The 16,258-nt window shown below is 65.1% G+C and carries 14 protein-coding genes and 1 tRNA gene; 9 read left to right on the forward strand and 6 right to left on the reverse strand.

Annotated elements, in window-relative coordinates; translation table 11 throughout:
* Positions 1-91 precede the first annotated feature (91 nt).
* Both VGM20_05770 and VGM20_05775 read left to right on the forward strand, forming a co-directional pair.
* Positions 92-370 (forward strand): GNAT family N-acetyltransferase, encoded by a 279-nt coding sequence (locus tag VGM20_05770; protein ID HEY4100365.1) that lies wholly within the window; start codon positions 92-94, stop codon positions 368-370.
* 94 nt (positions 371-464) lie between these two features.
* Positions 465-538: transfer RNA gene (locus VGM20_05775), tRNA-Arg, on the forward strand.
* 52 nt (positions 539-590) lie between these two features.
* Here VGM20_05775 and VGM20_05780 read toward each other — a convergent pair.
* Genes VGM20_05780 through VGM20_05790 form a run of 3 tightly spaced genes read right to left on the reverse strand, consistent with a single transcriptional unit; the run spans position 591 to position 2,953 of the window.
* Complete coding sequence (locus tag VGM20_05780; GenBank protein ID HEY4100366.1) at positions 591-1,418, reverse strand: RnfABCDGE type electron transport complex subunit D; 828 nt, start codon at positions 1,416-1,418, stop codon at positions 591-593.
* A gap of 12 nt (positions 1,419-1,430) precedes the next feature.
* Positions 1,431-2,360, reverse strand: a complete 930-nt coding sequence (locus VGM20_05785) for an FAD:protein FMN transferase (protein HEY4100367.1) — start codon at positions 2,358-2,360, stop codon at positions 1,431-1,433.
* The gene (locus VGM20_05790; GenBank protein HEY4100368.1) at positions 2,357-2,953 is read right to left on the reverse strand and encodes an FMN-binding protein; all 597 of its coding nucleotides are present in this window, start codon (positions 2,951-2,953) and stop codon (positions 2,357-2,359) included. The genes VGM20_05785 and VGM20_05790 overlap by 4 nt, the downstream gene beginning before the upstream one ends.
* 273 nt (positions 2,954-3,226) lie before the next feature.
* Between VGM20_05790 and VGM20_05795 the strand changes: the two genes are divergently transcribed.
* Complete coding sequence (locus VGM20_05795) at positions 3,227-5,755, forward strand: protein kinase (protein HEY4100369.1); 2,529 nt, start codon at positions 3,227-3,229, stop codon at positions 5,753-5,755.
* Positions 5,756-5,947: 192 nt separating this feature from the next.
* Here VGM20_05795 and VGM20_05800 read toward each other — a convergent pair whose 3' ends face one another.
* Together VGM20_05800 and VGM20_05805 are read right to left on the reverse strand one after the other, a co-directional pair.
* On the reverse strand, positions 5,948-6,523 hold the full coding sequence (locus VGM20_05800) for a hypothetical protein (protein ID HEY4100370.1): 576 nt from the start codon (positions 6,521-6,523) through the stop codon (positions 5,948-5,950).
* Between the two features lie 28 nt (positions 6,524-6,551).
* On the reverse strand, positions 6,552-6,980 hold the full coding sequence (locus tag VGM20_05805; protein HEY4100371.1) for a hypothetical protein: 429 nt from the start codon (positions 6,978-6,980) through the stop codon (positions 6,552-6,554).
* A 180-nt stretch (positions 6,981-7,160) separates the two neighbouring features.
* Between VGM20_05805 and nadA the strand changes: the two genes are divergently transcribed.
* From nadA to VGM20_05830, 5 genes are all read left to right on the forward strand, one after another.
* Complete coding sequence (nadA, locus tag VGM20_05810; protein HEY4100372.1) at positions 7,161-8,162, forward strand: quinolinate synthase NadA; 1,002 nt, start codon at positions 7,161-7,163, stop codon at positions 8,160-8,162.
* Positions 8,159-9,037: a carboxylating nicotinate-nucleotide diphosphorylase gene (gene nadC, locus VGM20_05815; protein HEY4100373.1), complete on the forward strand. Its 879-nt coding sequence runs from the start codon at positions 8,159-8,161 to the stop codon at positions 9,035-9,037. The genes nadA and nadC overlap by 4 nt, the downstream gene beginning before the upstream one ends.
* A 74-nt stretch (positions 9,038-9,111) precedes the next feature.
* The gene (locus tag VGM20_05820) at positions 9,112-9,666 is read left to right on the forward strand and encodes a hypothetical protein (GenBank protein ID HEY4100374.1); all 555 of its coding nucleotides are present in this window, start codon (positions 9,112-9,114) and stop codon (positions 9,664-9,666) included.
* Between the two features lie 63 nt (positions 9,667-9,729).
* Positions 9,730-10,305 carry a hypothetical protein gene (locus VGM20_05825; GenBank protein ID HEY4100375.1) on the forward strand — a complete coding sequence of 192 codons (576 nt, stop codon included), beginning with the start codon at positions 9,730-9,732 and terminating at the stop codon, positions 10,303-10,305.
* Between the two features lie 58 nt (positions 10,306-10,363).
* The gene (locus tag VGM20_05830) at positions 10,364-12,211 is read left to right on the forward strand and encodes a hypothetical protein (GenBank protein ID HEY4100376.1); all 1,848 of its coding nucleotides are present in this window, start codon (positions 10,364-10,366) and stop codon (positions 12,209-12,211) included.
* A gap of 25 nt (positions 12,212-12,236) precedes the next feature.
* Here the strand turns inward: VGM20_05830 and VGM20_05835 are convergent, their stop codons facing one another.
* Positions 12,237-12,647: a bleomycin resistance family protein gene (locus VGM20_05835; GenBank protein ID HEY4100377.1), complete on the reverse strand. Its 411-nt coding sequence runs from the start codon at positions 12,645-12,647 to the stop codon at positions 12,237-12,239.
* A 128-nt stretch (positions 12,648-12,775) separates the two neighbouring features.
* Between VGM20_05835 and VGM20_05840 the strand changes: the two genes are divergently transcribed.
* Positions 12,776-16,213: a hypothetical protein gene (locus VGM20_05840; protein HEY4100378.1), complete on the forward strand. Its 3,438-nt coding sequence runs from the start codon at positions 12,776-12,778 to the stop codon at positions 16,211-16,213.
* Positions 16,214-16,258 lie beyond the last annotated feature (45 nt).

Here is a 16,258-nt window from a genome sequence, read left to right on the forward strand (position 1 = left end):
GACGCGGGCAGCGCCCGTCATTGGGGTGTGCGCGGCCGGTTGTGGGTTGCTGGCGGGCGCCCGGGTGCCTGGAACTGAAGCGAGGGTGATCATGGAAATCGTGAACGACGAGGAGCGGGGGCGGTTTGTCGTCGACTTCCCCGAGGGGGAGGGGGTGCTGATCTACCGCTTACCGAGGGCGGGTGTGATCGAGCTGTTCCACACCGAGGTCGACCCGTTGCTCCGAGGGCGCGGGGTGGCGGGGATGCTGGCGCAGCATGGATTTGACGTGGCACGGGCGAAGGGGTGGAAGGTGGTGGTGACCTGTCCTTACGTGAAGGCGTGGGCGAAGCGACATCCGGAGGTCGAGGATCTGATTGTGGAGCGGTAGCGATGTCGAGGATCTGCTAGTGGCGCGCCAGCGATTTGGTAGCGGGATGCTTGCTCCGGGAGGCGGGGGGCGATAGAGTTGTCACCCCACCAACGGGTCCGTAGCTCAGCTGGATAGAGCGCTTGCCTCCGGCGCAAGAGGTCGTGGGTTCGAATCCCGCCGGGCCCATGTTCCACCACACCACACTTCGGAATCACCACCGGCATCTCAACGCCGTTCGTCATGCGGACACCGCGCCCTCACGTACCCCGATCCGGGTGACCCCCTTCCGCCTCGCAGCGGCTCGCCTCCACGCTTCCCATCCGTTGGCCACCAGCAATCCCGCCAGGAGGAAATACGCCGCACCGATCAATTCGAAGACGGCGTAGCTCGCCACGCCGGCGATCACACCGAAAACCACCTGGTCACGATGCCGGGGTGACGACGTCGGTGGATCAGTGATCATGAAGAAAGCGAAATACAATGCCGCATGGAGGTCTGGCGTCCGGTAGACCTCCTCAACGCTGGCCGGATTCCCCAAAAACGCCGCCACGGTGAACAGCAGGTAATAGCAGCCGAGAAAGGCGAGGACCGCCGGAATCCGGTCAACCCGCTGCGCGATGAACCCACCTGCCGCCACCAGGATGATCAACGCGACCGGCGTGATCTCCGCCAGCGCACCCCACCAGCTCTGGCCAGTATTGAACAGATAGAACGTGGCAATCAGCGCCAGCGCCGCGGGGTTGAACACATTCGCGGTACGCGCCCGGAACAGGTACTTGCTCACGACGCCGACCGCCGCCGTCACCGCGCCGACGTACCATGGCTCCTGCGGCGTCAGGATCATCGCGACGATCAACCCGGTGATCAACGCTCCGCTGGGAAAGGACCAGCGTCCCTTGCGAATCCGCAGGATCGGTGCGTCGACCAGCATCGCAGCACCGGCCGCCGCAACAAGACCGGGGAGCACACGCATGGCGTTGCTGCCTGTCGCGGCGAGCACTGCCAGCGCGACGAGTTCGATCATCGCCACGCCTTTGGGCGTGCGGATGAATCTCCGAAACGTCACCGCGGCGCGCCGCTATGCTGGCGCATGCTGCTCAAGCGCTGTCATCCCCGCCGTCGCGAACCGTTCCAGCCCCGGCGTGAGCAGCAGCCCCTGGACGCCGTGTCGCTGGAGCAGCGCGAGGCCGTCGTCCGGGCCAAGCACGAACGCTGCCGTGCCGAGCGCGTCGGCCAGCATCGCCGACGGGGCGATGACGGTGACGCTCGCCAGCGCGGCCGCAGTGATACCACTTCGGGGATCGATGATGTGATGCCCTGCGTCCGTGCGCCGCCGATAGTCACCCGAGGTGCACACCGCCGTATTCGACACTCGCAATGTCTCGACGAGGTGATGATCGGTGCGCGGATCCTCGATGCCGATCGCCCATGACTCGCCCTCCACGTTGCGTCCCGCAAGGTAAAGATCACCGCCGGCGTCGATCGCAAAATCCTCGAACCGCGCCAATTTGCGCGCTGCGGTATCGATCGCCAGGCCCTTCGCCACCGCACCCAGGTCGAGGAGGAGCGGCCGCTGAAGCGTGATCTCTCGTGTGACGGGATCGAGGTGAACGTCGCGATACGACACCGGGTCGTCACCATCGAGAAGCGTGCGTACCGTGCGACCACTGCGAGAGTCGACGTTGAAACCACGCGCTTCCAGTTGCCGGCCGATTGTCGGATCGAACGCACCGTTCGTCTCGTCCGCCACGGTCAGCGCGAACTGCACCGCCTCGAAGAGTAACGCGCTGACTCGCACAGGCACGCCGATTCGGGTCGACAGCTGCGAGAGTTCGCTCTTCGGATCGAAGCGGGTACACACCTCTTCGATGGCGTGAAACCACCCAGCCGCACCCTGCACGGCGGCGAGGCGTTCACGCCGGTCGCGTTCGGTTGCACCGTGACCCACGACGTCGATCGTCACCACGGTCCCCATCGCGGCGACGGTATGAACGCAACGGTCGCTCACTTCGCCTTGGCGAGTGCTTCGGAGATGGCGTTGGCAAAGGCGCTGCTGCTCTGCGTAGCGCCCGACACGTAGTCGACGGCAGCGCTCTGCCGCGCCAGTACTTCCGGCGGAAGATCGGAAATCCACGAGCACGAATAGCGCGTCAGGCACTGGGTGATCGATGCGGCGGTGATATGACCATTCTTGATTTCGACCGACGCCTCGATGTCACCGTGTCGCGACGTTCCCCACCCGGTGTAGAGTCCATCCTTGAATTGACCGCGGGGTTTCTCTGCTGCTGCCGTCGAGTCGGTCGACTGCCGCGTGCTTGCCGAGCCCGAGGTATCGGGTGTGACGACAGGCGCGGTCGCCGCCGCGACGACGGCGGCCGACATGGTAGTCGAATCGATAGCCTGCACCGGAGCCGCGGTGGGTGCGGCGGCCGGCACTGGCTTGCCGTTCGCGCGGGGCGTACCGACGGGAGAATGTCGATTCGTGTCGACTTGCACCGTTTTCGACGCGGTGACTTTCACAGGCGCGCTGTCTGCTCCCGCGATCCCCGTGACCGGTTCGGCGACCGACGAATCAAGTGCCACCGCAATGGCATTCAACACGACTGGCCTCACCGGCCCGGATTCCTCGGCAATTCGCTCCGCCGCCGCACGGGTGCGCGCGTAACCCGCGGCATACACCGTGAGTACCGCAGCTGAGCTGAGTACCAGTAGCCGACTCTTGATAGTGTTGGGTCGTTCGTCGGGCGTCATCTTGGGGGCCTGTGGACGGCGTCGCGTGCCACAAAGATAGCCTGGAGTGCCAAGCGCGGCGGGAGCAGGGCTACCGCCTGCGAAGTATCATTAAGGCCATTCTCCGCCCCAGATCGGTCCACCATGACTACTGCGTTGCTACGCAGCACCGCCGGTGATGGCGTTCGCTTTCTCCCGGGAGAAATCGTCGCGGGACGCTACCGCATGGTCGGGATGCTCGGCCGGGGCGGGATGGGCGAGGTCTATCGCGCCGACGACATGAAACTTGGCCAGCCGGTGGCGCTGAAGTTTCTCACGCAGCAGTTCGGCGACGATCCCGCCCGCCTCGAACCGTTCCTCGACGAAGTCCGCCTCTCGCTCCGGGTCACCCATCCCAACGTCTGCCGAGTCTACGATGTCGGCGATGTCGACGGACGGCACTTCCTCTCGATGGAGTATGTCGACGGTGAGGATCTCGCGTCGCTGCTGCGCCGCATCGGCCGCCTCCCCGAAGACAAGGCGGTGCAGCTCGCTCGGCAGATGTGCGCGGGGCTCGCCGCCGCGCACGACGAAGGGATCCTGCATCGCGACCTGAAGCCCGCCAACATCATGATCGACGGTCGCGGACGAGCGAAGCTCACCGACTTCGGACTCGCCGGCGCCAGCGTCGGTATCGCCGGCCGCGATGCGCGCGTAGGAACGCCGGAGTACATGGCCCCCGAACAGCTCGAAGGCGCAGAACTCACCGTGCGCACCGATCTCTATGCGCTCGGCCTCGTGCTCTACGAGCTTTTCACCGGCAAGCCCGCGTTCGAGATCCGCAGCGACTACGAGCTCCTCGCCACACGCGGGTCGTTGCCCAGCAATCCGTCGTCGCATGTATCGGGACTCGATCCGGTGGTCGAGCGCGCCATCCTCCGTTGCCTCGAGCCCGACCCGGCGCGGCGTCCGCAATCGGCTGCACAACTCGCGGCCTCACTCCCCGGCGGCGATCCGCTGGCGATGGCGCTTGCAGCCGGCGAAACGCCGTCACCCGATCTGGTGGCGCGAGCCGGCGGAGAGGGAACGCTGCGGCCACGGATCGCAATCTCGCTCGTGGCGACAGCGCTCGTTGCCCTGGCCGCGATCTGGTACGCCGAGAGTCACGTCATGGGCACTCAGAACATGGTGCCGCTCCCGAAAGCTCCCGAAGAGTTGCGCATTGATGCGCGCGCCGCACTCGCCGCCGCGGGATACACGCTGCGCCTCCCCAACTCTGCATCCGGTTTCCGCTACGACAGCGGGTACTTCGTGCATCAAGAGCAGAACAACCACTCGCTGCAGCGGTGGAAGGGACTCGCCACCGTGACGCCGGCACCGATTTCCTTCTGGTACCGCGAAGCGCCGAGCGCTCTGTCGCCGATCGGCAATCGCGGATATGTCGACAACTTCAATCCGCCGTCGGTCGAGCCAGGGATGACAACGGTCGAGCTCGACCCGTCGGGACATCTGACTGGGCTCGTTGCGGTGCCGGCAACGCTCGCAGAGACGCCGGGTCCGTGGCGCGAACCCGATTGGTCGCCCCTCTTCGCGGCCGCCGGACTGGTGGAGAATGAATGGCAACCGGTCGACCCGATCTGGCCACCAACGAGCAGCGCCGACATCACCCGAGCATGGACCAGGGGGACGATGCGGGTCGAGGCGAGCGCGTTTCGTGGACGGACCACTTCGTTCCGCAGGATTCCGGAATGGGTGCGACCGACCACGGTGACGCCCGCTGACTCGCCGTTCGAGGCGATCGCACTTGTAGCGGGTGGTCTGCTTGTGCTGATGATCATTGGTGGAGGGGTGCTCGCGCGCCGCAATCTCCGGCAAGGGCGCGGTGATCGGCGTGGGGCGTTCCGTCTCGCGGCCGCAATTGCGGTGCTGGGTGTGGCAGTTGACGTGTTGCGCCTGAACACCGCAGCAGCAAGCACATTGCAGGTCTTCATGACCAGCGTCGAGATCACGTTCGCAATCAGTCTCCTGGCATGGATGTTCTACATCGCCGTGGAGCCGTACGTCCGCCGATTCTGGCCGAACACCCTGATTGCATGGAACCGTGTGCTCGATGGCCAGCTGCGCGACCCGATGGTCGGCCGGCACATCCTCCTCGGCGCCCTCGCCGGGATGCTGATCACCCTGCTGGACCTGGGATCGCACCTCTTCGTGCCGGTGCCGGCAAGCGACATGCTCAACCTGCAGACCGCCAACCCGATGCCGTGGGCCTCGGCCCATGCGTATCTGGCCGGCCTCCTGACCATCCCCGAATCGTCGATCTTTTTCTCCATTTTCTTCCTGGTATTTGTCTTCTTTTCACGACTGATCCTGCGCCGACCGTGGATTGGCTACATTGTCGCCGGGATCGTCTGGATCCTCCCCTTAATTGGCTCTCCGGGATGGCACGTTGCGGTGGTCTCCGCGGCTCTGGGCACGATCATCGGACTGCTGGTGCTCATCAGGCTGGGTCTTTTCGCAGCGGTCGTGTCCAGTGTCTTTTCGTCATGGTTTTATGTGTCGCTCACCACCGATGTGCATGCCTGGTTCTTTTCGGAATCGGTGGTAACGATGCTCCTCTGCGGTGCGCTGATTCTCTACGGCGGCTGGATCTCCCTCGGCGAGCAGAAGCTCTTCAAGGAGTCGCTGCTGAGCTAGGACGGCGACACTAGTACACGTTCTCACAGTTGAACATCCAGTGGATGCCAAACTTTACGCCGACTCGGTATTTGTGGGCGGACATGTCGATCAGGTGCGGGAACGGATGACGCACCACATGCTGCCGGCAATTGGCAGGTGGTTTGCGAAGGACTCAGGTCGCTGAGCGGGAATGCGGAGCCGCGCAATCTGCTACGGACGCACCACCAGCAACTTCGCGGAAGTCATGATCGAGGCATCGGTGGGCGCCGCAGGAAATCCGTTCGTCTGCGCGTACTTGAGCGATGCAGGACTCGCCACGATCGTGCCGGCGCCGGTGGCGATGACGGTCTGCCACGAGGCGTACAGATCGAAGATTCGCGACCCGATCAACCCTGAGGCGATCCACCGCGGCAACTGGCGCGTTTGCAGTCGCACCGGCCCCGTCAGCGTGCCCCACGCAAGGCGCGCCGGGTAACGGGTACTGTCCATCCACGCGCGCGGCAGCCATGCCGCCATCACCAGCGTCGTCACCGCGCCGACCCACATCGAATCGACGGCGAAGTTCATCGCAACCGCAGGGGCGCTGCGATCGGGGAGCGGCAGCCGGTGCAACACCGCCGCGATCTCGCGCGGAATGCCGATCGCGGAATCGCTGTTCGAGTACGCGATGGCGAACGATTCGGCAGCCCCACCCAACTGGGCTTGAGCATTCCCTCGCGCTGGCAGAAGAGTGCAGATGGTGAGAGCGAAGTACGATCCGACTGCGATCCCATCGACCAGTCGCATTGCGCGAGCCCGTTGCGGTCTCATGAAGTCACGGAACGGTGATCGGCGCCGAGAGTGACTCGTTCGACGTCCCGTGCGAAAAGACGAAGCTCCAGCCGACCACCACGCGAACCGTCGCCCCCGGCGTCAACGGCTGCCCCGGAATCGAAAAGCTCATCGACTGCGTGGGCGGGAGCATGCCGAGCACGAGCGCACATTGCCCCCAATTCGTGACCGTCTTCCATCCATCCGGGGTGAGTTCCTGGACCGCTCCCTCGCACGCACCGAAGCCGACGTCGGCGGTATCGTGATTCGTCATGGTGAAGTGGACGGTGTAACCGCTGGAGTCGTGATCGACGCCGGCGATTGCCGTGGCGACGCCCGCGCCGGGGGTCCCGGGATTCACGACAGGTTCGGAACTGCACGCGGCGGCTGCCAGCACAATCGCGCCAACGGCGGCAAGACGAATTGAGTGCACGAAAGCTCCGAGGTGCGGTTGGTATTGATAGTACCGCGGCGCGATGTCTGCCGCGAGGGCCATCGGTAATGCGGGATTATTTCGCCACCCGTGCCCCTCATCCGCGATCGCCTCCAACCTCCTTACCTTTCCCCGTCTCACAGTTCTCAGGAGCGCTGTCCGCCCCCGATGTCCACTCCAATGCCAGCCCTCGACTACACGGCAGACGTCGCCCGCGCCACCGACCCGATCCGCGACCGCCTCGCCCACCACTACTCCCCCGACCAGTGGCAACGGCTCGCTCCGTATATCCACGAGATCAATCGCCTCAAGGCGGAGAAGCACGCCGTCGTCCTGGCGCACCACTACATGACGCCCGACATTTACTACGGCGTCGCCGATGTCGTCGGTGATTCGCTCGCACTCGCCCGCGCCGCTCCTTCGCTCGACGCCTCGATCATCATCCAGGCCGGCGTCCGCTTCATGGCCGAGACGTCGAAGATCCTCAATCCCGGCAAGACCGTCCTCCTCCCCGACACGATGGCCGGCTGCTCCCTCGCCGAGTCGATTACCCCGGCCGACGTCGCCGCACTCCGCCGCGCGCACCCCGGCGCTCCGGTCGTCGCCTACGTCAATACCTCCGCCGACATCAAGGCGGTGAGTGATATCTGCTGCACCTCCGGCAACGCCGTCGCGATCGTCGACTCCCTCGGCGCCGACGAGGTGATCATGATCCCCGATCGCTACCTCGCCCAGTATGTCGCGACGCAAACCTCCGTCACCATTCACACCTTCTCCGGCGCCTGCGAAGTCCACGAGCGCTTCACCGCCGCCGATGTCACCCGGTTCCGGCGCGACGGGGCGCACACCGCCGTCCTCGCCCACCCCGAGTGCCCGCCCGACGTCCTCGAAGCAGCCGACTTCACCGGCTCGACCGCGCAGATGATCTCGTGGGTGCAGCGCACTCGGCCGGAACAGGTGGTGATGATCACCGAATGTTCGATGAGCGACAACGTCGCCGCCGCCAACCCGGGCATCGAATTTCTCGGCGGCTGCCGCATCTGCCCCCACATGAAGCGCATCTCGCTTCCCAAGATCCTCCACTCGCTCCGCACCATGACCACACCGATCGAGATCGACCACGCCGTTGCCACCCGTGCGCGGAACGCGGTGGAGCAGATGCTCGAGCGGTCGCCACGATGATCGATCCGGCCGGTCCAGGCAAGCTCGGTCTCGACAAGCTCGACCTGACCTCGATCGAGCCGCTCCTCCGCCGCGCCCTCGAAGAAGACCTCGGCACCTGGGGTGACATCACCACCGACAGCGTCATCCCGCCAGAGACCCGCGCCCACGCAGTGATGCGGTCGCGCGCGCGGGGAGTCCTCTCAGGTGGCGAAGCAGCGGCGGCGATCTTCCGCCTTCTCGATCCCGACACCACGATCGACGTCCATCTCGCCGACGGCTCTCCGCTAGAACGCGGCTCCGGGATCCTCACCATCGATGGCGACGCCTGGGGAGTTCTCGGCGCCGAACGGACTGCGCTCAATTGCGTGAGCCACCTGTCGGGGATCGCGACGGCAACGCGGCAGATGGTTGACATCGTCGCCGGGACACACGCCCGCGTTTCGTGCACCCGCAAGACGAATCTCGGCCTTCGCGTCCTCGAGAAGTACGCGGTGCGCTGCGGCGGTGGCGTCAATCATCGCAGCGGACTCTACGATGCGATCCTCGTCAAGGACAATCACATCGCGATCGCCGGCGGAATCCGCATCGCCGCGACACGCGCGCTGGCAGAACGGCGCACCGACATGCAAGTCGAGATCGAGGTCGATTCGGTGCAGCAGCTGCAGGAGATCATCGACCTTCCGATCGACGCAGTACTCCTCGACAACATGCCGCCCGATCTCCTTCGCCACTGCGTCGAACTCGTCGACGGACAATTCACCACCGAGGCGTCTGGTGGCGTGACCACCGCGACGATCCGCGCGATTGCCGAAACCGGCGTCGACGTGATCTCGATCGGATGGCTGACCCACAGCGCGCCGGCGCTCGATATCGGACTCGATATCAGCACCTGAGCGTATCTTTCCCCGGCACCAGCGACGGGACAGCCACTATTCGAATCTCCATTGCCGCAATCTGCTGTGTGATCGTGACACCGATCGGGGCGCTGCGTGCCCAGGCAACGGCCGACGCCGGAGTGCAGATCACCGCGGCAATGGCTGCGTCCAGGATTCAAACTGGCGACCACGCGGGATCGAAGGGGCTCTTCAATGGCAGAATCGGATTCCGCGTTGCCCGTTCGCTCTACATTGGCGTGAGCGCCGGCTCGTGGGTGACCGCTGTCAGGCTCGGCCGGTGCACCCCTGGATGTGGCGAGATCTTCTCCGGGATCGCCAGCGCGGTTGCCGCGTCTTCATATGCACAGTGGTACCCGTTTCGCGACGCGCGCGCTTTCGTGCGCGGCGGAATCGGATTCGCACACGCCACGACCTATACACCCGTTCAAGCCTTCACCGACCCCATGCCACTTGCGGAGGAGAATCACATCCGCCCGTCCATTACCAGCGGAATGGGCGTCGACCTCCCCGTGTACCATCGTCTGGCAGTTACCCTCTCGGTGGACTACACCCGAATACTTGGCGCACTACCGTCCGCGGAAGTGCGCAGTCTGGTGATGGCTGGTTTCGGATTGACGCTGCACTGAATGCCAATCTCGTCAGTGTTCAAACAACGCCAGCGCAGTTCGGCGGCGAATCGATCGGCCGTGATGGCGATCGCTGGCATGGTCGCGGCCTTCGCCGCCCCGCTGACCGGTCAGAGAATCGCCACCGACCCCCGCGTGCAAGGGACCCTTTCAGTCAACATCGTCTGGAATGCCGTCAATGACGGCGTGGGCGCGCGGGCTCCGGGACCGAAACTCGGCGAACAACGATTTGGCGGGCGCATCTCAGTGCGTGTGGCAGACGGCCTCTACGTCGGCATGAGCGAAGCATCCTGGCAATTCAATTTCGCCCCTCAGCGCCCCGGCAATCCCATTGACGCCGTTAGTACCGGGGTTAACATCTCGCCGTACCTGCAGCTCTATCCATTCCGGAATGCCAGGATCTTCGGGCGCGCGGGGCCCGGGTTGGCAGAGACGTGGGCATTCGATGGCGCGGGATCGACGGTTCGAGCCTTCGAGGCGGATCGCCTGACGCTGTCAGGCGGGATCGGAGCCGACCTGTTGCTGCGCCCGGGCCTCGCGCTGACAATCTCTGCCGATTACGTCCGCCTTGTCGGAACGATGAACCTCGCCGAAGCAAGATCGGCGTTGATTGCCGGGGTCGGAATCACGGTGCGCTGATCAGTCCTGTGCGATCCTTGTTCAGCTTCACTACGCATTGCATCCAGGAAACCTCGACATGCCAAAGACTCATTCATTGCGATCGGCAGTGGTCATGCTGGCGCTGGCGACTGCGGCCGTCGTTCAGGGCTGCAGCTCATCGAACGACGACACTACCACGACCGGCTCGATCGCGCTCGCGCTCAGCGCGTCAAGTGCCGCTGTCGTGCAGGGCGGCTCTACCACCGTGACCGGCACGATCACCCGGACCGACTTCACCGGCGCCGTGGCTGTGACAGTCGAGGGGGTCCCTACCGGCGTGACCGGCTCTGCGGTCCCATCCGGTGATCAGGCAACTGTCACCATCAACGTCGCCGGCACCACCACACCGGGAGTGTACACCCTCACGGTGCGCGCGCACGGGACCGGACTGTCGACTGACGTCACGAAGACATTCACGCTCACCGTCACCGCCGCGCCGGCTTCGACATTCTCCCTTGTCAGTACTCCGACCTCGTTGAGCGTGGCGCAGGGCGCCACCAACGCGACCGGCGGCGTGAAGGCGACGCGAAACGGCGGGTTCAGCGGGACGATTACCTATTCGCTGACGAGCGCTCCGACCGGCGTGACCGCGACCTTCACTCCGACGTCGACGACCGACAGCACGCAGGTCTCGATCAGCGCGACCAGTGCGATCACGCCGGGAACCTATGCCGTCCTCATTCATGGCGTCTCAGGTGATTTCCAGGTCTGGACGCCACTCACTGTCGTCGTGACCGCGGCGACCGGCGGCGGGGGTAACGTCCGCCTCGACTACAGCGGCTGCGCAGCCTTTTCGAAACCGGTCTGGGTCGCGTTCCAGGACGGCAGCGGCGCCTGGACGCACGTGACCGGCACCGGCGACGTCTACACCTTCAACATCGCCTCCGCCAAGGGTGCCGTCGCAGTCGTCTCGCCGATTGACCTGGAATTCAGCACCGTCGTGACCTACGGCTCGCAGGCGGAACTGACCAGCACCACCGGCGGCTGCGGCACCTCTGCGACCGTCAAGTCGGTCAATGGGTCAGTGACGGGGCTCGGTACCGGAGACATCGCCCGGATCTCCCTCGGCAACAGCTCCGCGAGCGTGACGACCAACACGACCTTCACGCTCCCGGCGGTGCTCGCCGGCACCTTTGACCTGGTGGGATATCGGCGGAACGCGATCACCCCGGGCACCGGAGATCGCGGACTTCTCCGTCGCGACCAGAACATCGCGGCCGGTGGCACCCTCGCCGTGGCGGACTTCGGTGGCGCGGAATCGTTCGCTGCAGCCACCGCCAATGTCACCGTGACCGGCGCCGGCGCGGGAGATCAGATCGCCCAGCAGCTGAGTTACTCCACCGGTTCGACGTGCACCGGCAGCTTGCTTTACTCCGTCGCCGGGAGCACCGCGACGACGTTCGCGATCTTCGGCGTGCCGTCGGCACAACAGCGAGCCACAGACTTCCATTTGCTGACGCTGTCGGACGTCAGCGGATCGATCGGGACACGGAGCGTGTCAGTGAGTTTCCACACGATGGCAGACAGGACGATCGCATTCGGCGCGCAGCTCGCGCCGGCCGTCACCGACGTGACCGGCGGCCTGGCGTACAAGCGATTGCAGGCCGTGCTGACACTCCCGGCCGACTACAACATTGCTACGATGGACTATTCGAACGCGTCGGGAAACTTCATCTCGGTGACTCAGACCGCCGGCTACCTGAACGGCAACACCGCCGTCACGATATCAATGCCCGATCTTTCGGCCGCATCGGGACTCGAGACGTCGTGGTTCCCGGCAGCGAGCGGCGCGGCGACCTACGACGTTGCCGGGCTGTTTGCGTCGACGAACTCGTGCGTCGACGGCGCAACCAGCAGGTTCACCTCGGTGACCGGCACGATGTAGCGCAGCGCCGATCGCGCAACGATTCCTACTCTTCCTTCAGTCCCTTCCCCACCCGGAAGACATGCCCGTCCGGGTGGCGGATGTTCATCTCCCGCACGCCCCACGCCATGTCGCGCGGCGGCGACGTCACTTCGATTCCCTGTTCCACGCAGATCGCGTGGAAGGCGTCGACGTCGTCGACCCACCAGCTCATCCAGCACCCCTTGTCCTGCTGCTCATCCTCCCACGTTGCAAAGGTGGTCGTGTTGTTCCCTTTCCCTCGACCGCCCTGAGCATCTCGACAGAGAAAGATCTCCCACGGACCTGATCCCACCGCACCAAACGAGGTCGGGTCGCCCCACCGCCACAGCTCCTTCCAACCGAGCCGGGCAAACCACGCGAACGTGGCATCGATATCCGAGACGTTCAGGATCGGCGTCAGTCCCTTGACCAGCATGCAGAGCTCCTGGTTTGATGCAATGGTGGACCGCGAATCTACTCTCCGGCTTGCGGCGTCATTCCTCTCCGGCGATAGTACGGTATCCCCCAACACGAAATCCCCGAACGACTCTGTGAGGCCCCACGATGTTGAGGTCGTCCGTCGTCTCCCCCCGTCCCCGCCGGCTGTCACGCCGGGCACTCCTCACCATCCTCGCCGTGCCGCTCCTCGGCGCCGCCGCCGTGTCATCGATGCGAGCGCCGGTCGAGCCGTCGCTCTTCGCCGGCCTCAAATGGCGCAACATCGGGCCGTTCCGCGCCGGTCGCGTCAGCGCCGTGACAGGCGCGGTGGGAGCACCGGGGGTCTACTACATGGGACTGCCGATTGGCGGCGTCTGGAAAACGACGAGCGCCGGAGTCACCTGGTTCCCGGTCTTCGACTCGATCAAGGACGTATCGTCGATCGGCTCGGTCGAGGTGGCACCGTCGAATCCCGACATCGTCTACGTCGGCACCGGCGGGGCAAACGAGGGGAATGGCGTCTACAAGTCCATCGACGCAGGCAAGAGCTGGCAGCACCTCGGCATGGACCAGACGCGCGCGATTCCATTGATGATCGTTGACCCGAAGAATCCTGACGTGGTGCTCATGGCGGCACTCGGAAGCGCCCGCACGCCCGACGGCAATCGCGGCATCTTCCGCACCACCGACGGTGGGAAGACCTGGACCCGCACCCTCTTCGTCGACTCGACGACCGGCGGCCAGGACCTCGCGTCGGCGTATGACCATCCCGAAGTGATTCTCGCGACCACGATCCGTCGCGGCGGCGGACGTGGCGGCTTCGGCGCCGGTGGTGGCGCGGCGGCCGCAGCTGGCGGCGCTGCAACGGCGGGAGGCGGGCGCGGACGCGGCGGTCGCGGTGCTGCTGCCGGCGCTGCCGGCGCTCCAGCCGGCACGGGGACCAACCTCTACAAGTCGACCGACGAAGGGGTCACCTGGAAGGAGATCTCCGGCAACGGATTGCCAACGCTGACCGGCCGCGTGAGCGTCGCGGTGGCGATGCACACCAACGCGCAGCGGATGTTCCTGATCGGCACCTTCGGGCTCTATCGCTCCGACGACGGCGGCAATTCGTGGCGCCGGATGGCCGAGGGTGATGTGCGTTCCGGCGGCGCGGCGCGCACCGAGGCGAATGACGCGCGCATCGTCAATGGCCAGGGGAACTACACGTCGGGTGTCTGGGTCAACAGCAGCAATCCCGACATCGTCTACACCATCGCGACGGCGGCGTTCATCTCGAAGGACGGCGGCAACACCTTCACCGGGTGGAAAGGCGCGCCGGGCGGCGACGATCCGCAGGTGCTCTGGATCGATCCCACCGACGGCAGGCGGATGTTCATGGGGCTCGACCAGGGCGGCACCGTGTCGCAGGACGGCGGTGACAACTGGAGCCTCTGGTACAACCAGCCGACGGCGCAGATCTACCACATCAGCACCGACAATTCGTGGCCGTACTGGATCTATGGCACGCAGCAGGACGCCTGTGCCGTCGCCGTGCGCCCTCGCGGCGAAATGGGCGAGATCACCCCGCTCGACTGGCTTCCGAATCCCGGCAACGAGCGCGGACCGATCGTCCCCGATCCGCTCAATCCGAAGATCATCTACGCCACCAACCTGACCGCCGGGATCATGAAGATCACTTACCCGAGCGGGCAGTGGATCAACGTCTCACCCAATGTCGACACCACGCTCGACCTGCGCTGGAACAACGAGAATCCGCTGGTCTGGAATGCGACCAATCCGCACGAGCTCTTCGCCGGCTTCCAGTACGTGATGTCGACGGTCGACGGCGGGGCGCATTGGCGCAAGATCTCTCCCGATCTTGGCGTCGCGAAAGGCGAAGCGCCAGCGGGCCGCGGCGGAGCGGCGGGCGCTGGCGGTGCTGCAGCGGGACGTGCCGCGCTCGGCGGAACCCTCAATGCGATGTCATCGTCGCCGGTAGCACCCGGCGTGCTCTGGGCCGGCACCAGCAACGGCCTCGTCTGGGTGACGCGCGATCACGGCGCGACGTGGCAGGACGTCTCGATTCCCGATGTACGCGGTTCGATCTCGTCGCTCGATGCGTCACACCTCGACGCCGCGACGATGTACGTGGCACTTCGTGCAGCCGGCGAATCGGGCCCGTCGTTCTATCGCACGCACGACTTCGGCAAGACATGGACGAAGATCGTCAACGGAATGCGGACCGATCAGATCAGCGGCAGCTTCGCCCACGTGATTCGCGCCGACCCGAAGAAGGCCGGACTGCTGTACGCCGGGACCGAGAGCTCGATGTACGTCTCGTTCGACGACGGCGACAACTGGGAATCGTTGATGCTGAATCTCCCGAACACGTCGTACCGGGACATCGTCATCAAGGACAACGATCTGATTGTCGCGACCTACGGCCGCAGCATCTGGATCCTCGACGATATCTCCCCGCTCCGGCAGATCACGCCGGCGATCGCGTCGGAAACGGCGCATCTCTTCAAGCCCGGCGACGCGATCCGGGTGCGGCGCGAGATGAACGAGGACACGCCGTTCCCGCCGGAAGTGCCGCACGCACTGAATCCACCGCCGGGTGCGATCATCTACTACTACCTCGGCCATCATCCATCCGGCGACGTCACTGTGCAGATTCTCGATGCCGCGGGGAACGTCGTACGCCACTATTCGAGCGCACCGATGGCGTCGGATACCAATCTGCCGCCGCAGGTTCCGCCCTACTGGCTCAAGGTCCCTGAACCGCTCCCCACCGACGTCGGCACGAACCGGATGAACTGGGATATCCGCTACGACGATCCGCCGGCGTTCAGTCACAGCATGGATCCGTACTACACGCTGAACGCAGCACCCGGTGAGACGGTGTACCACCCCGAAGGGCCGCTCGCGCTGCCCGGCGTATACACCGTCAAGCTCACGGTCGACGGGAAGAGCTACACCCAGACCGTCACCGTCAAGAACGATCCCCGCTCACCGGCAACGCTCGCCGATCTCCAGGCGCAGCACGCATTGCAGATGAAGCTGTACAACGGCGCCCGGGAATCGTGGGACGCGTACCTGCAGGTCGCCACGATGCGAAAGGCCGTCGCGAATCTGGTGCACGGCAATCCGTCGGGCGAAGTCGCGACCGCGGCGGCGAAGTTCGACGCGACACTGGCACAACTCGGTGGCGCGGCAGGGATCGTGGACAACACCCGCGGCAACGCGTTCCCGAAGGGCGCCGCTCCGAACTTCGCGGCGATCAACGGCAAGGAGGGCGGCGAGAACGTCCTCTTCTCGATGAACGGTCAGTTGCGCACCAACGATTCGGGTGACAACCCGCCCACGGCGCCGATGCTGCACGGCTGGGTCAACGTCTGCACCGACATGCGTAGCACGATTACCACGTGGAAGTCGATCAACGAGAAGGATCTCGTTGCCTTCAACGCAGTGCTGACGCGCAACAACATGCAGCCGATCGCGGCAGCGGCGACGTCAGAACTCCCGATGCCGACCTGTATCGCGGCGCCCTCGGCCGGGGGGAGAGGCGCGAAGGGGAAGTAGTCTGATCCACGACGTGTCAGGCCGCCATCGATTGGCGGCCTGGCG

The organism is Gemmatimonadales bacterium (assembly GCA_036500345.1).
In the GTDB taxonomy this organism is placed as follows: Bacteria; Gemmatimonadota; Gemmatimonadetes; order Gemmatimonadales; family GWC2-71-9; genus Palsa-1233.

Bases quoted from the DNA above. Each gene is read 5' to 3' on its own strand.
- VGM20_05795 (HEY4100369.1), top strand. From the start codon at position 3,227: ATGACTACTGCGTTGCTACGCAGCACCGCCGGTGATGGCGTTCGCTTT.
- nadA (HEY4100372.1), top strand. From the start codon at position 7,161: ATGCCAGCCCTCGACTACACGGCAGACGTCGCCCGCGCCACCGACCCG.
- VGM20_05800 (HEY4100370.1), bottom strand. From the start codon at position 6,523: ATGCGACTGGTCGATGGGATCGCAGTCGGATCGTACTTCGCTCTCACC.
- VGM20_05825 (HEY4100375.1), top strand. From the start codon at position 9,730: ATGGCGATCGCTGGCATGGTCGCGGCCTTCGCCGCCCCGCTGACCGGT.
- VGM20_05770 (HEY4100365.1), top strand. From the start codon at position 92: ATGGAAATCGTGAACGACGAGGAGCGGGGGCGGTTTGTCGTCGACTTC.
- VGM20_05835 (HEY4100377.1), bottom strand. From the start codon at position 12,647: ATGCTGGTCAAGGGACTGACGCCGATCCTGAACGTCTCGGATATCGAT.
- nadC (HEY4100373.1), top strand. From the start codon at position 8,159: ATGATCGATCCGGCCGGTCCAGGCAAGCTCGGTCTCGACAAGCTCGAC.
- VGM20_05840 (HEY4100378.1), top strand. From the start codon at position 12,776: ATGTTGAGGTCGTCCGTCGTCTCCCCCCGTCCCCGCCGGCTGTCACGC.
- VGM20_05830 (HEY4100376.1), top strand. From the start codon at position 10,364: ATGCCAAAGACTCATTCATTGCGATCGGCAGTGGTCATGCTGGCGCTG.